We start from the raw sequence: 15,301 nt of genomic DNA on the forward strand, positions 1-15,301 counted from the left end.
CCCTTTTATAGATGACAGTTTATGCGTCATTCGTTAAAGTTTTCGGTCAATTTGGACATTTTGTATATCAGTCAGTTTTCTTGCTCGGGAGAAGCATGTCGGGATCCAACTCAGCAATAAGCCGTCGCCGTTTGTTAAAAGGGGCCGGGGCTATGTGGTTGCTTAGCGTCAGTCAGGTAGGATTTGCCGCCACAAGTCAGGTGGTGGCGGTTCGTGTCTGGCCGTCGTCGACCTATACGCGTGTGACGGTTGAATCCAATCGCGTGTTGAAATATAAGCAATTTGCCTTAAGCAATCCTGAACGCGTGGTCGTGGATCTCGAAGGGGTGAATCTCAATTCCGTGCTGAAGGGGATGGCGGCGCAGATCCGCGGTGACGATCCGTTTATTAAATCGGCGCGCGTAGGGCAGTTTGATCCGCAAACCGTGCGCATGGTGTTTGAGTTGAAGCAGAATGTTAAGCCGCAGTTGTTTGCCCTTGCGCCTGTTGCGACCTTCAAAGAGCGCCTGGTAATGGATCTTTACCCGGCGAATGCGACGGATATTCAGGATCCTCTGTTGGCTTTACTGGAAGATTATAACCAGGGCAATCTCGAGAAGCAGGTTCCACCTGCGCAAAGTGGCCCACAGCCGGGTAAAGCAGGGCGTGATCGTCCGATTGTGATCATGCTTGATCCGGGGCACGGCGGGGAAGACTCGGGTGCAGTCGGAAAATATCGCACCCGCGAAAAAGACGTGGTGCTGCAAATCGCCCGTCGTCTGAAGGCGTTGATCGATAAAGAAGGTAATATGCGCGCCTATATGACGCGTAATGAAGATGTCTTTATTCCGCTGAAAGTTCGCGTGGCAAAAGCGCAGAAGCAGCGTGCCGATTTGTTTGTGTCTATCCATGCGGATGCGTTTACCAGTCGCCAGCCAAGCGGTTCTTCGGTGTTTGCGCTCTCAACCAAAGGGGCGACCAGTACTGCCGCGAGATATCTCGCGGATACCCAGAACGCCTCGGATCTTATCGGTGGTGTGGGCAAAAGCGGCGACCGTTATGTCGATCACACCATGTTCGATATGGTGCAGTCACTGACCATTAACGACAGCCTGAAGTTTGGTAAAGCCGTGCTGGGTAAGCTTGGTAATATCAACAAGCTGCATAAAAACAGTGTCGAGCAGGCCGGGTTTGCGGTTCTGAAGGCACCGGATATTCCGTCTATTCTGGTTGAGACGGCTTTTATCAGTAATGTTGAAGAAGAGCGCAAGCTCAAGACGGCAAAATTCCAGCAGGAAGTTGCGGAGTCGATTCTGGCGGGGATCCGGGCGTATTTCTCTGATGGGGCGACGCTAGCGAGACGCAGTTAAATCTTTCAGCCGGGTGAGATACCCGGCAAATTCGCAAACGACAGATACAAAAAAACACCCTTAAGGGTGTTTATTGTTTTAAGAAGTGTTGGTTGCGGGGGCCGGATTTGAACCGACGACCTTCGGGTTATGAGCCCGACGAGCTACCAGGCTGCTCCACCCCGCGTCCGTCTTTCTACTTCTGTAGAAACTTACTTCTTCAAATTTGATTGGTTGCGGGGGCCGGATTTGAACCGACGACCTTCGGGTTATGAGCCCGACGAGCTACCAGGCTGCTCCACCCCGCGTCCGTCTTTCTACTGTTGTAGAAGATACTTCATCAAATTTTAATTGGTTGCGGGGGCCGGATTTGAACCGACGACCTTCGGGTTATGAGCCCGACGAGCTACCAGGCTGCTCCACCCCGCGTCCGTGGATGCGCACTATACTCGGATAGGTTTGTGATGCAACCCCTTTTTCACATAAATCATTAACTTTGTATGTAAATTGAACGGCACTGCGACATTTGGACTATTTTTTGCTCAGAATTTGCCAAAGGGCATGCGATCGCATTTCATTAGCCCTGGCGGTTTGTTATCTTCATCACGCGGAAATGGGCAACTTAAAGACGAGATATAATGAAAGGACGTTGGGCGAAGTATCTGATGACGGGTGCAATGGTAGCCATTCTTGCAGCCTGCTCTTCTAAACCGACCGATCGCGGTCAACAGTATAAAGACGGGAAATTATCCCAGCCTTTCTCCTTAGTTAACCAGCCTGATGCTGTTGGCGCACCGATTAACGCCGGAGATTTCTCCGAGCAGGTCTATCAGATCCGCAATGCGTCACCACGCCTGTATGGCTCACAAAACAACGTTTACAGCGCAGTACAGGAGTGGCTGCGCGCGGGTGGTGATACGCGCAATATGCGCCAGTTTGGTATTGATGCCTGGCAGATGGAAGGGGCGGATAACTACGGGAACGTCCAGTTCACGGGGTATTACACGCCAGTGATTCAGGCGCGGCACTCTCGCCAGGGCGAATTCCAGTATCCAATTTATCGTATGCCGCCAAAACGCGGCCGCTTGCCGTCCCGTGCGGAAATCTACTCTGGTGCGTTGAGCGAAAACTACGTCCTGGCTTACAGCAATTCACTGATGGATAACTTCATCATGGATGTTCAGGGCAGCGGTTATATTGATTTCGGTGATGGTTCGCCGCTTAACTTCTTCAGCTATTCCGGTAAGAACGGCCATGCTTATCGCAGTATTGGTAAGGTGCTGATCGATCGCGGCGAAGTGAAGAAAGAAGATATGTCGATGCAGGCGATCCGCGAGTGGGGCGAAAAACACAGCGAAGCCGAGGTGCGCGAGCTGCTGGAACAGAACCCGTCGTTTGTCTTCTTTAAACCGCAAAACTTTGCTCCGGTGAAAGGGGCGAGCGCTGTACCGCTGATTGGTCGTGCGTCGGTGGCATCGGATCGTTCAATTATTCCTGCTGGCACTACGCTACTCGCGGAGGTGCCTCTGCTGGATAATAATGGCAAATTTAACGGTCAGTATGAACTACGTCTGATGGTGGCACTGGATGTGGGTGGGGCGATTAAAGGCCAGCACTTCGATATCTATCAGGGGATTGGTCCGGATGCAGGCCACCGTGCCGGCTGGTATAACCACTACGGACGCGTATGGGTGCTCAAAGCAGCATCTGGCACCGGAAACGTATTCAGCGGTTGATTGTGGTATTCTGAGTGCAATACGGATTCATGTTCAGGGTGAGGAGAAACCTCACCCTTTTTACATCTGAGGTTTTATGTCAGTGGTAATCAGCGATGCCTGGCGTCAGCGTTTTGGCGGCACGGCACGTCTCTATGGTGAAAAAGCCCTGCAGCTGTTTGCGGATGCGCATGTCTGCGTCGTGGGTATTGGTGGTGTCGGTTCCTGGGCGGCAGAAGCGCTGGCAAGAACCGGTATTGGCGCAATCACGCTGATTGATATGGATGACGTTTGTGTCACCAACACCAACCGTCAAATCCATGCCCTGCGTGATAACGTCGGTCTGGCAAAATCTGAGGTCATGGCGGAGCGTATTCGTCTGATCAACCCGGAATGCCGGGTGACGGTAATTGACGACTTTGTGACAGCCGACAACGTCGCGGAGTATATGAATAGAGGCTACAGCTATGTGATTGATGCCATTGACAGCGTACGCCCTAAAGCCGCGCTGATCGCTTACTGTCGTCGATACAAAGTTCCTCTGGTTACCACCGGTGGCGCGGGAGGGCAAATCGACCCCACGCAGATCCAGGTGGCCGATCTGGCGAAAACCATTCAGGATCCGCTGGCCGCTAAGCTGCGTGAACGCCTGAAAAGCGACTTCAATGTGGTGAAGAACAGCAAAGGTAAGCTTGGCGTTGACTGCGTGTTTTCTACAGAAGCGCTGGTTTACCCGCAGGCTGATGGTTCTGTCTGTGCGATGAAAAGTACGGCGGAAGGGCCAAAACGTATGGATTGTGCCTCAGGCTTTGGTGCGGCCACCATGGTGACCGCGTCCTTCGGTTTTGTGGCGGTATCCCACGCCCTGAAGAAGATGATGGCGAAGGCAGAACGTCAGGCCTGAGCCTGACGTGCCGCATCCTGCACCGCTTCGCTGAGCGCGATCAGACCCTGGCCGCGTGAGGCGCTAAGCTGCGCCCGCAGCCCAAGCTCATCAAACAGCGCCAGCGGCGAGCGAGTCAGCAACTCCGCCGCGCTTTTCCCCTCGATGGCGGTTAACAGTACCGCCAACAGTCCGCGTACAATACGCCCTTCGCTGTCGCCAAAGAAATGCAGCTTCTCGCCAGCAACGCTTACGCCCAGCCAGACGCGGTTCTCGCAGCCAGCGATCTCTTTTGCCTGCGCTTTTAGTTCGTCAGACAAGGTCGGTAACTGTTTACCGAGAAGGATCAACTGGCGATATTTATCTTCCCATTGTGAGAGAGGGGCGAAGGTCTGTTTTAAGGTCTCTTCTGTGATCACAGTGCCAAACGGATGTCCGGCTAAAGCAGCGCTAGTCATTAATCCACCAGTATTTCAAGGGCGCGGTCGACGGCGGCGACCAGCGCATCAACATCGCTTTGCGTATTATAAGGTGCAAACGAGGCACGCAGCGTGCCACTTACCCCCAGCGCCGCCAGAAGCGGTTGGGCGCAATGCTGTCCGGCACGCAGGGCAATACCATACCCGGCCAGCAACGTCACCATGTCGCTATGATGAACGCCTGCAAAATCGAAGGCGAGCAGGCTCGAGTCTTGCACACGAAATGATCGGAAACCCGGGCGCTTTTTGAGTTCTTCCTCCGCCAGTGTTGCCAGACCGCGGCTCCAGTTTTCAGCCTGAGCAGTGTCTGTTTCAGCAAGCCATTCGAGAGCGGCACTCAGGCCAATGACGCCGGCAACGTTTGGCGTACCAGCTTCAAGGCGATAGGGAATCTCCTGGGTTTTAAAGCCGTCGAAGGTCACTTCGGTAATCATTTTGCCGCCACCGAGCCACGGCGTCATTTGCGCCAGCAGTTCCGGCTTACCGTACAACGCGCCGATGCCGGTTGGGCCGTACAGCTTGTGCGCTGAGAAAGCGTAAAAATCAATATCCAGCTTTTGCACATCAGCAGGGAAATGCACGACTCCTTGTGCGCCATCGACCATCACCACCATGCCGCTGGCATGGGCGATGCGAATGGCCTGAGCCAGATCCGGACATCCCCCCGTGACGTTCGACATCTGCCCGAGTGCCAGAATGCGGCTGCGCGAGGTAATCAACTCAGGCAGATGAGCTACGTCGGGCAGGAGATCTGGTCCCAGTGGGAGTTTCACAATACGGGCCCCCGTTTGCTCGGCCACCATCAACCACGGTACCAGGTTGGCATGGTGCTCAGCCTCACTGACGATGATCTCATCTCCGGGCTGGAGCAACGGACGTGCGTAGCACTGGGCCACCATATTGATGGCTTCGGTAGTGCCCCGCGTCCAGACGATGTTTTTCCCGCTTTCGGCATTGATCAAACGTGCGACCTGATCGCGTGCGGCTTCATAGCGCGCGGTTAAGCGCTGTGCTTGCGCAAACTGACTGCGATGCACGTTACCGGCACTCATGCTGTAGAACTGCTGCGTCGCTTCAATAACCGCCTGTGGCTTCAGGGCGGTGGCAGCGCTATCAAGATAAATACCGGCATCAGCCAGCGCCGGAAACTGTTCGCGAAAATGTGCGGGACTGAAAGCGTTCATGGGATTCCTCATTTCAATAGCAAGATCGTCGCGCAATTTCAGCGGCAGGGCAAGGAGGTTGATATCTATCAGATTCGTCTGCTTATCCTGATGACCCTGAAAAAGCAGGTTATGCTAAATAGTGTTAGGCGAATGTTTAAGCCTGTTTTAAATCGAGGTTTAAGTAGCATTAATTGCTAAAGGAGAAGAATCATGAAAAAGACAGCTGCAATCATTTCGGCCTGTGTGTTTACCCTTGCTCTGAGCGCCTGTTCCGGTAACAACTACGTGATGCATACCAATGATGGTCGCTCCATCGTTTCGGAAGGGAAGCCGTCAACTGATAATGATACCGGGATGATTTCATACAAAGATGCCAACGGGAACAAGCAGCAGATCAACCGAAGCGATGTTAAAGAGATGGTTGAGATTCAGCACTAAGATCGCAGGCGAAAAAAAAGCACCGCAAATTGGCGGTGCTACATTAATCACTATGGACAGACAGGGTAAATGTACAGGAAGTGAAAAATTGGTAGCGTTGCTACCGTGGTCTGAATCGCAGACCAATTGCAAACACAACAACACAACATCACAACCGTAAGCCAAAAGCCCTTCAGAACACGCATTCCAAAAAAAGCTCTTCGTTCCGGCTCAGGAAGTGCCGCCACTATAGGTATTTGCTGGTAGTTCCTCAACGGACAAATTATAATGTCTCAGATAAAAAAAACTAATAGGTTAAACGTTGTTTCCTGTTTGTTAAAATCCGTTAACATCTAAGCCAGATAACCATGTCGAAGCGATTGCCACCCCTTAATGCATTACGTGTTTTTGATGCAGCAGCACGTCACCTGAGTTTTACCCGTGCAGCAGATGAGCTTTTTGTGACACAGGCCGCAGTAAGTCACCAAATCAAGTCCCTGGAGGATTTTCTGGGCCTTAAGCTGTTTCGTCGACGCAACCGTTCGTTGCTGTTGACCGAAGAGGGGCAGAGCTATTTTCAGGATATTAAAGAGATTTTTTCCCAGCTCACGGAGGCCACGCGTAAGCTGCAGGCCCGAAGTGCAAAAGGTGCTCTGACTGTTAGTTTATTGCCCAGTTTTGCCATTCAATGGCTGGTGCCAAGACTCTCAAGCTTTAACTCAGCTTATCCGGGGATCGACGTTCGAATCCAGGCGGTGGATCGTCAGGAAGACAAGCTGGCAGATGACGTAGATGTCGCCATTTTTTATGGTCGCGGTAACTGGCCGGGCTTGCGTGTCGAGAAATTATACGCAGAATATCTCCTGCCGGTCTGTTCGCCTCTGCTTTTAACGGGCGAAAAGGCACTGAAGACACCTGCTGACCTGGCGCAACATACACTTTTACATGATGCGTCACGCCGAGACTGGCAAACTTATACCCGTCAATTAGGTCTTACTCATATAAACGTGCAGCAGGGACCCATTTTTAGCCACAGTGCGATGGTGTTACAGGCTGCTATTCACGGGCAGGGCGTAGCGTTGGCGAACAACGTTATGGCGCAGTCCGAAATTGAGGCAGGCCGCCTGGTTTGCCCTTTTAATGATGTTCTGGTCAGCAAGAATGCGTTTTATCTGGTTTGTCATGACAGTCAGGCAGAACTGGGTAAAATAGCCGCTTTCCGGCAGTGGATACTGGCGAAAGCGGCAAGCGAGCAAGAAAAATTCCGCTTCAGGTATGAACAATAACGTTTGTGTGCCGGGCACGCATCAATTCAGGACTTAAACATGACCAGCCGATTCATGCTGATTTTTGCCGCGGTGAGTGGCTTTATTTTTGTTGCACTGGGCGCTTTTGGCGCACATGTATTAAGCAAGTCTTTGGGCGCAGTAGAGATGGGCTGGATCCAGACCGGCCTTGAATATCAGGCATTCCACACACTGGCTATTTTTGGGCTGGCGGTGGCGATGCAGCGCCGTATCAGTATCTGGTTTTACTGGAGCAGCGTCTTTATGGCGTTGGGCACCGTGCTTTTCAGTGGCAGTCTCTACTGTCTGGCACTTTCGCATTTGCGCCTGTGGGCGTTTGTTACACCTGTCGGTGGCGTCAGCTTCCTGGCGGGTTGGGTATTAATGTTTATCGGAGCTATCCGTCTGAAACGCAAGGGCGTTGTTCATGAATAAGGTTGTTTTATATTGTCGCCCGGGGTTTGAGAAAGAGTGCGCCGCGGAAATTACCGATAAAGCGACGAAACGCGAGGTCTTCGGCTTTGCGCGCGTTAAAGAGAATGCAGGCTATGTGGTATTTGAATGCTATCAGCCTGAAGACGCGGATAAGCTGGCGCGTGAACTCCCTTTCAGCTCATTGATCTTTGCCCGCCAGATGTTTGTCGCGGGTGAGTTGCTGAAGGATCTTCCGCCGGAAGATCGCATCACGCCCATTGTCGGCATGCTGCAGGGCGTGGTCGAGAAGGGCGGGGATCTGCGCGTTGAAGTGGCGGATACCAATGAAAGCAAAGAGCTGATGAAGTTCTGCCGCAAATTTACCGTACCGCTGCGTGCGGCGCTGCGTGATGCGGGTATTCTGACGAACTATGAAACGCCTAAACGTCCGGTGGTGCATATCTTCTTTATCGCACCGGGCTGCTGCTATACGGGGTATTCATACACCACCAACAACTCTCCCTTCTTTATGGGCATCCCGCGTTTACGCTTCCCGGCCGATGCACCGAGCCGTTCAACGCTGAAGCTGGAAGAAGCCTTCCACGTCTTTATCCCGGCGGATGAGTGGGACGAGCGTCTGGCAAACGGCATGTATGCCGTCGATCTTGGTGCGTGCCCAGGCGGCTGGACCTACCAACTGGTGAAACGCAACATGTGGGTTTCATCTGTTGATAACGGCCCGATGGCACAAAGCCTGATGGATACCGGGCAGGTTACCTGGCTGCGTGAAGATGGTTTCCGCTATCGTCCGAACCGTAACAACATCTCCTGGATGGTGTGCGATATGGTTGAGAAACCGGCAAAAGTGGCCGCGCTGATGGCTTCCTGGCTGGTAAACGGCTGGTGTCGTGAGACGATCTTCAATCTCAAGTTGCCAATGAAAAAGCGCTACGAAGAAGTGTCGCAGAATCTGGCTTATATTCAGCAGCAACTGGATGAGCATGGCATTAACGTGGAGATCCAGGCGCGTCAGCTGTATCACGACCGCGAAGAGGTGACGGTGCATATTCGTCGCTGGTGGGCCGCTGTTGGTGGACGTCGCGACGAGCGATAGTGCGTGCTTTGTTTTGCCCGGTGGCGCTGCGCCTACCGGGCCGACAAATCGTGAAGTGTTTTAACGTTCCAGCCTTAACTGCTGCAAATTCCCGTCCAGCTGTAAACTCGTTTGTAACGTCGCTACATCCCGGCAGATAAAGGCCATCTCTTTATGTGCTTCAAGCTTCTTGCGCCATTTTTCCGGCACCTCATCCAGCCTGGTGTAAATCCCTTCCAGACTCTGAAAATCCGTTAGCAACTGAGCGGCACTTTTTGGTCCTATACCCGCGACACCCGGAACCTTCGAGCTGCTGATCCCCGCCAGCCCCCAGTAATCTGGTAGCTGTTCAGGCGAGACGCCAAACTCACTGGCAATGAAAGGGGCATCAAGCCAGCGTTTCTGGAAGTAGTCACGGATGCGGATCGTAGGCGAGAGCAGCTGGCAGTAGCCTTTATCGGTTGAAACAATCGTCGCCTGATGCCCGGCGCTGGCAACTTTAACCGCAAGTGTTGCCGCCAGATCGTCAGCTTCATTGCCATGCGCACCCCAACAAGGGACACCGCGCTGTTCAAAGGCGGCACGAATGGTGGGCATCTCGGCGTGCAGGTCGTCCGGCATTGGGGCGCGTCCGGCCTTGTAATCAGGAAGGCGCTGGTGACGCCAGCCAGTGTTACGCGCTTCATCGTCAAACACAGCCACAACATGAGTCGGTTCGCTATGGCGGATAAGTTGCTCCAGTGCATGCAGGCAAGTGTCTTTACAGGGTGTGCCTTGTACCGCATGGATCCGGCGAATCAGGTTGAGTGCGTCGACAATAAGCAAATGAACAGCCACAGAGATTCTCCCTTAAATCTGATGGGTAAAGGGTAACACTGTCGGCAGGATGAAACGAATAGTGTAAGGAGAAACAGGAAGAAGCCTCGCAAAACGAGGCTTCCTGAGAGGCTTAATCGCAGGTAACGATCTTCATCGCCAGACCGCCGCGAGAGGTTTCGCGGTATTTGGCGTTCATATCTTTCCCGGTTTCGTACATGGTTTCGATAACTTTATCGAGACAGACGCGCGGTTCGCTGGTACGACGCAGGGCCATACGTGCTGCGTTCACCGCTTTCACGGAAGCGATCGCGTTACGTTCGATACACGGCACCTGTACCTGTCCGGCAACCGGGTCACAGGTCAGCCCCAGGTTATGTTCCATGCCGATTTCTGCGGCAATGCACACCTGCGTCGGGCTTGCACCCAACAGCTCAGCCAGACCCGCCGCCGCCATAGAGCAAGCCACACCGACTTCACCCTGACAGCCAACTTCCGCACCAGAAATGGACGCGTTCATCTTATACAGGGAACCAATCGCACTGGCGACCAGCAGGTAGCGCGCCAGAGAGTTAGCGTTCACTTCGCGGATAAACTTGTCGTAGTACGCCAGCACGGCCGGAACGATACCGCAGGCACCGTTGGTCGGCGCAGTGACCACGCGGCCACCTGCGGCGTTCTCCTCGTTTACTGCCAGCGCGAACATGTTGATCCAGTCCACTACTGCCATTGGGTCTGTTGTCGTTTTGTCGGTGCTGACCAACATACGGCGCAGCGCTGCTGCACGACGTGGCACGCGAAGCTTGCCAGGCAGAACGCCTTCGGTGGTGATCCCGCGCTCAATACCGCCGCGCATCACTTCCCAGACGTTAGCAAAGTGCTGTTCCAGCTCCGCTTTGCTGTGAAGCGCCAGCTCGTTTTTCATCATCAGGCCGGAGAGGGAAAGTCCTGTCTCCTGGCAGTGACGCTGAAGGTCCGCCGCAGTTTTGTACGGATAAGGCACATCGACCGAAGAGTTACTGGTTTGACCAAAGTGGTCTTCGTCGACGATAAAACCGCCGCCGATAGAGTAGTAAGTCTGGCTGTATACCGCTTTGTCGCCGGCCAGCGCAGTGATACGCATACCGTTTTCGTGCAGCGACAGGTTGTCAGCATGGAAATTCATGCAGCGATCAACCGGGAATTCCACTTCATGTTCGCCATTTGCCAGCAGCAGGCGGCCGTGGGTATTAACGTCCTGGATGAAGCCAGGGATCGCGTCAATATCAACGGTATCCGGCAGGTTTCCCGCCAGGCCCATGATAATGGCGATATCGGTATGGTGGCCCTTCCCGGTCAGGGAAAGAGAACCGTAAACATCAACAACCACGCGGGTTACGTCGTGCAGGAGGCCGCGTGCAATCAAGTCATCCGTGAACTGCTTACCGGCTTTCATTGGTCCGACGGTGTGAGAGCTGGAAGGACCAATACCGATTTTGAAAATATCGAATACGCTAATCATGATGCGTCCATTGCTTTCAGTCAGAGAGGAAGAATGCGCCGCCCGAGGACGGCGCAGGAGGTATTAGCTGAACAGTGAGAAGAAAATAGCGGAGATGGCAATCAGACCCATCACAACAACGAAGACGTTGCTGATGTGGCCGCTGTATTTACGCATCGCAGGCACTTTCTGAATCGCGTACATCGGCATCAGGAACAGAATCATCGCGATAACCGGGCCACCCAGGGTTTCAATCATGCCCAGGATGCTTGGGTTCAGAGTCGCAACTGCCCAGGTGGTGATCAGCATGAACAGCGCTGTGATTTTGTTCAGCTTGCTGATTTCAATGCTCTTGCCTTTACCGCGCAGAGATTTGATCACCATACCGTTGAAGCCTTCACGTGCGCCCAGGTAGTGGCCGAGGAAGGATTTGGTGATGGCGATAATCGCGATGATAGGCGCCATCCACGCAATAACTGGTGCGTTAAAGTGGTTCGCCAGGTAAGACAGAATAGAGATGTTCTGCTCTTTCGCTGCCGCCAGATCCGCCGGGGAGAGGCTCAGTACGCAGCTGAAGACGAAGAACATCACGGTCAGTACCATCATGATGTGCGCACGTGCCAGGATGCTGGAACATTTCTTCTCTGCACCGTTGCCGTACTCTTCACGCTTCGCTACTGCGAAGGAGGAGATGATTGGGGAGTGGTTGAAGGAGAAGACCATTACCGGAATCGCCAGCCACAGGGTCATCAGCAGGCCGTTACCGGTCGCAGATGCGCTGCTCAGGGACAGGGTTTCCAGTGCTGCACCGTTCCACTGTGGGATCAGGTAGCAGGCCAGTACCATCAGAGCAATCACGAACGGGAAGACCAGTACGCTCATTGCTTTAACAATCATCTGCTCACCGAAGCGCACGATAGTCATCATGCCTACGATCAGGATCAGAGACAGAATTGCACGCGGAGGCGGCGTCATGTGCAACTGGTGCGTCATGAAGCTTTCTACGGTGTTGGTGATCGCCACGCTGTAGACCAGCAGAATTGGGTAAATCGCGAAGAAGTAGAGCAGAGTAATTAATTTACCTGCGCCAATACCGAAGTGCTCTTCAACAACTTCAGTGATGTCTTCGCCCGGGTTTTTACCGGACAGCACGAAGCGGGTCAGACCGCGGTGTGCGAAGAAGGTCATCGGGAAAGCAATGATGGCCATGATGATCAGCGGGATCAGACCGCCGACGCCTGCGTTGATAGGAAGGAACAGTACACCAGCGCCGATTGCTGTGCCGTAAAGGCCAAGCATCCACATGGTATCCGTTTTGCGCCAACCACTTCGGGATTCAATCGAAGCAACGGTGCTGGTTTGAGTGGTTTCCATCTGTATCTCCTGGAGGAAGCGAATTGTCAGGTTTTAAGTCAAATCCGATGAAAAAGTGCCTGACGGTAATATGAAATTCGTTCAGTGACGGTTTTTTAATAATTTTCACCCGTAACTATTGGCGGGCGGAAAGATACATTCTCGTTATGAATCTATCAGTGATCGTGATCTCAAATGCAATAATCCACTTATGATGTGGGCATCTTTAGACCATTTATCTGTTAAAAAAACATCAAATAGAATTTACGGGCGCGAAGGCTACCACCAACAACATGCAGGCTGAAAGAGAGGCCCGTGATATACGAGTCTTACGCTGTAAAGAAATGGGTTTATAGGATTTTATGGCAGGTAAGTTAGATTAAGGCTGATAATTTACGGTTGTAAAATCAAGGTAATCGTTTGCGTTAAGGTGTGATTTGTAAAAGACATAAGCGATCTCTATGAATTATTTCGGTAATAAAAAAGCCGGGACGCGTTGTACGACGACCCGGCTTTTAAGAGTATACGCTTAGCGTTAAGTGCAGATTTCGTAGCAAGGAATGTAGGCTGAGCCTGGCAGCTTCATGCGGTGTTGGGCGACAAAGCCTTGCAGCATGTCATCCATACGACGCATCATCTCCCGGTCACCGTGAATTTTGTACGGACCATATTGCTCAATTGCGCGGATGCCCATCTCTTTCACGTTCCCCGCCACAATCCCGGAGAAGGCACGACGCAGATCGGCTGCCAGCACTTCCACCGGTTGATCCGGGTAGAGTTTCAGGTTCGCCATATTCTCGTGCGTAGGTTCGAATGGGATCTGCAGGTCCGGAGCAATACGAATTGACCAGTTGAAGCTGTAAGCATCGCCGGTATCACGACGATTCTCTTTCACCAGCGGCATCGCTTTTTTCATCTGACGAGCCACTTCTGCTGCATCATCAATGATGATGCGATAGTGACGACGCGCAGATTCCCCCAGTGTATGCACGATGAACTCGTCCAGTACACGGAAGTAGTCGGCGCTCTCTTTTGGTCCGGTCAGGATCAATGGCAGAACCTGATCTTTATTGACCGGGTTCATCAAAATGCCCAGCAGATAAAGCAACTCTTCCGCTGTCCCCACGCCGCCCGGGAAGATGATTATGCCGTGGGCGATACGGACAAACGCCTCAAGACGTTTCTCGATATCCGGCATGATAATCAGTTCATTAACCAGCGGGTTAGGTGGCTCAGCAGCGATGATTGACGGTTCGGTCATACCGATAAACCGCCCCTCTTTGTAACGCTGTTGCGCATGCCCAACCGCGGCACCTTTCATTGGCGCTTCCATTGCTCCTGGGCCACAGCCCGTACAGATATTCAGTTCACGCAGGCCGAGTTGCGTTCCCACCCGACGGGCATAGAGATATTCGGTTTCGTTAATGGAGTGACCACCCCAGCAAACGACCATGTTCGGTGCTTCGCCGACGTGCAGGGCACGAGCGTTTCGCAAAATTGAGAACACCAGGTTGGTGATATGGACAGAGCTTTCCAGATCGAGATGCTGGAAACGGCCCGCGTTGTGGATCTGCCCGTTAACAAACAGGATGTCACGCAGTACGGCAAACAGGTTGGCCTGAAGTGAGCGAATAATGCGCCCGTCGACAAAGGCGTCTTCTGGCGGGTTAATCACTTCAAGTTTCACGCCACGCTCACGGCGCAGCACGTTGATATCAAAGCTTTCGAAGCGGGACAGTAGTTCTTTACTGTTATCTGTCAGGCTTCCGGAGTTCAGTACGGCAAGTGAACAGTTACGAAACAGTTGATAAAGATCGCTGCTGGCCGTGCGTTTAAGCATGTCCACTTCCAGCTGCGACAACATATCCATTGAGCCAAGCGGGCTAATATGTGTAATCAAGTGAGCTCCTTACGGGACGATTATCGTCTTTCCCTGTTGATTACAATAGCCCTGGCTTATGAGATTTCACAACACTTCGGGCGGAATACCGCCCGCATATTATGAAAATATTTATGTTACTGACGCACCAGACGGCCAGTCGCAGGCACAAAATCGGTATTGGTGCGCCACGGGTTAATATCCAGCCCACCACGGCGGGTATAACGTGCGTAAACACTCAGCGTCTCAGGATGACAGAAACGCTGAATATCATTGAAGATGCGCTCCACGCACTGTTCGTGGAATTCATTGTGATGGCGGAACGACACCAGATAGCGCAGCAGTTTTTCCCGGTCAATTTTCGGGCCTCGATACTCGATCTGCACGGACCCCCAATCCGGCTGATGGGTAATCAGGCAGTTGGACTTCAGCAAATGGCTGACCAGCGTCTCTTCGACCACCTTTCCGCTTGCCGCGTTTTCGAGGTAATCAGTGCTGAATTCGTAGCTGTTCACCTCGATATCCTGATCGTCGATGCAGCTACCGTTGAAGTGGGCAATCGGCTGCCCTTCGAGTTCATCGAGGCGATACAATGAAACGCACACCTTGCCCTGCGCACAGGCAGTTAAATCACGCTCCAGGGTGTGCTGAACGTCGTCCCAGCTGTTGAATTTTGTCTGGTTAAAACTGTTGAGATAGAGCTTAAAGCTTTTGGACTCAACGAGATTAACGCTGGCGTAATCCAGCTCAACATGGCCCACCGCCACCTGCGGCAAACCGCGAGCATTAAGCCATGAGAGTTCGTACAGCGTCCAGATATCTCCACCGACAAACGGCAGTGCATCCGCGTGCAAACCCAGAGGATCGCGATTCAGGCTGCGCGGCACACCCTGCAGCAGGCTTGCATCGTAGGTGTCGCGGTAATCGGTCGATTTACCCAACGTTAAGCCGGTTAACGCCTGATGATTTTCGTAAGACATGTTTCATAGCCA

14 protein-coding genes and 3 tRNA genes are annotated in these 15,301 nt (G+C 52.8%); 7 read left to right on the top strand and 10 right to left on the bottom strand.

Translation table 11 applies throughout. From position 1 onward, the window contains the following. The first annotated feature begins 95 nt into the window (after positions 1-95). Positions 96-1,349: an N-acetylmuramoyl-L-alanine amidase AmiC gene (gene amiC / locus HED65_RS10870; RefSeq protein WP_114978591.1), complete on the top strand. Its 1,254-nt coding sequence runs from the start codon at positions 96-98 to the stop codon at positions 1,347-1,349. An 89-nt stretch (positions 1,350-1,438) separates the two neighbouring features. Here the strand turns inward: amiC and HED65_RS10875 are convergent. The 3 genes from HED65_RS10875 to HED65_RS10885 form a co-directional block, all read right to left on the bottom strand. Next, positions 1,439-1,515, bottom strand: a tRNA-Met gene (locus tag HED65_RS10875). Between the two features lie 44 nt (positions 1,516-1,559). Further along, positions 1,560-1,636, bottom strand: a tRNA-Met gene (locus HED65_RS10880). A gap of 44 nt (positions 1,637-1,680) precedes the next feature. Then, positions 1,681-1,757: transfer RNA gene (locus HED65_RS10885), tRNA-Met, on the bottom strand. Positions 1,758-1,966: 209 nt separating this feature from the next. Here HED65_RS10885 and mltA point away from each other — a divergent pair. After that, the gene (gene mltA / locus HED65_RS10890; RefSeq protein WP_114978592.1) at positions 1,967-3,064 is read left to right on the top strand and encodes a murein transglycosylase A; all 1,098 of its coding nucleotides are present in this window, start codon (positions 1,967-1,969) and stop codon (positions 3,062-3,064) included. Positions 3,065-3,140: 76 nt separating this feature from the next. Further along, positions 3,141-3,947, top strand: coding sequence for a tRNA cyclic N6-threonylcarbamoyladenosine(37) synthase TcdA (gene tcdA / locus HED65_RS10895; RefSeq protein ID WP_114978593.1), 807 nt, complete (start codon positions 3,141-3,143; stop codon positions 3,945-3,947). Here the strand turns inward: tcdA and csdE are convergent. Together csdE and csdA are read right to left on the bottom strand one after the other, a co-directional pair. Then, entirely contained in the window at positions 3,938-4,384 is a 447-nt protein-coding gene (gene csdE, locus HED65_RS10900; RefSeq protein WP_114978594.1) for a cysteine desulfurase sulfur acceptor subunit CsdE, read from the bottom strand. The two genes, tcdA and csdE, sit on opposite strands and share 10 nt — an antisense overlap. Further along, positions 4,384-5,589, bottom strand: a complete 1,206-nt coding sequence (gene csdA, locus HED65_RS10905) for a cysteine desulfurase CsdA (RefSeq protein ID WP_114978595.1) — start codon at positions 5,587-5,589, stop codon at positions 4,384-4,386. Before csdA ends, csdE begins: the two co-directional genes overlap by 1 nt. A 192-nt stretch (positions 5,590-5,781) precedes the next feature. Here csdA and HED65_RS10910 point away from each other — a divergent pair, with 192 nt between their 5' ends. The 4 genes from HED65_RS10910 (at position 5,782) to rlmM (ending at position 8,802) form a co-directional block, all read left to right on the top strand. Beyond that, positions 5,782-6,009, top strand: coding sequence for a YgdI/YgdR family lipoprotein (locus HED65_RS10910; RefSeq protein ID WP_114978596.1), 228 nt, complete (start codon positions 5,782-5,784; stop codon positions 6,007-6,009). 347 nt (positions 6,010-6,356) lie between these two features. Continuing rightward, positions 6,357-7,274, top strand: coding sequence for a glycine cleavage system transcriptional regulator GcvA (gene gcvA, locus HED65_RS10915; RefSeq protein ID WP_028016898.1), 918 nt, complete (start codon positions 6,357-6,359; stop codon positions 7,272-7,274). A 39-nt stretch (positions 7,275-7,313) separates the two neighbouring features. Next, entirely contained in the window at positions 7,314-7,709 is a 396-nt protein-coding gene (locus HED65_RS10920; protein ID WP_028014272.1) for a DUF423 domain-containing protein, read from the top strand. After that, positions 7,702-8,802, top strand: coding sequence for a 23S rRNA (cytidine(2498)-2'-O)-methyltransferase RlmM (gene rlmM, locus HED65_RS10925; RefSeq protein ID WP_114978597.1), 1,101 nt, complete (start codon positions 7,702-7,704; stop codon positions 8,800-8,802). The genes HED65_RS10920 and rlmM overlap by 8 nt, the downstream gene beginning before the upstream one ends. Before the next feature lie 60 nt (positions 8,803-8,862). Here rlmM and xni read toward each other — a convergent pair whose 3' ends face one another. The 5 genes from xni to queF all read right to left on the bottom strand — a co-directional run bounded on the left by xni (position 8,863) and on the right by queF (position 15,289). Further along, positions 8,863-9,618 (bottom strand): flap endonuclease Xni, encoded by a 756-nt coding sequence (gene xni, locus HED65_RS10930; protein ID WP_114978598.1) that lies wholly within the window; start codon positions 9,616-9,618, stop codon positions 8,863-8,865. Between the two features lie 112 nt (positions 9,619-9,730). After that, positions 9,731-11,098, bottom strand: coding sequence for an L-serine ammonia-lyase II (sdaB, locus tag HED65_RS10935; RefSeq protein ID WP_114978599.1), 1,368 nt, complete (start codon positions 11,096-11,098; stop codon positions 9,731-9,733). A 63-nt stretch (positions 11,099-11,161) separates the two neighbouring features. Continuing rightward, positions 11,162-12,451 (bottom strand): HAAAP family serine/threonine permease, encoded by a 1,290-nt coding sequence (locus HED65_RS10940; protein WP_028016894.1) that lies wholly within the window; start codon positions 12,449-12,451, stop codon positions 11,162-11,164. A gap of 514 nt (positions 12,452-12,965) precedes the next feature. Then, the gene (gene ppnN, locus HED65_RS10945) at positions 12,966-14,330 is read right to left on the bottom strand and encodes a nucleotide 5'-monophosphate nucleosidase PpnN (protein ID WP_114978600.1); all 1,365 of its coding nucleotides are present in this window, start codon (positions 14,328-14,330) and stop codon (positions 12,966-12,968) included. 116 nt (positions 14,331-14,446) lie between these two features. Next, the gene (queF, locus tag HED65_RS10950; protein ID WP_114978601.1) at positions 14,447-15,289 is read right to left on the bottom strand and encodes an NADPH-dependent 7-cyano-7-deazaguanine reductase QueF; all 843 of its coding nucleotides are present in this window, start codon (positions 15,287-15,289) and stop codon (positions 14,447-14,449) included. Positions 15,290-15,301 lie beyond the last annotated feature (12 nt).

Source organism: Pantoea sp. LS15, assembly GCF_012241585.1.
Taxonomy (GTDB): Bacteria; Pseudomonadota; Gammaproteobacteria; order Enterobacterales; family Enterobacteriaceae; genus Enterobacter.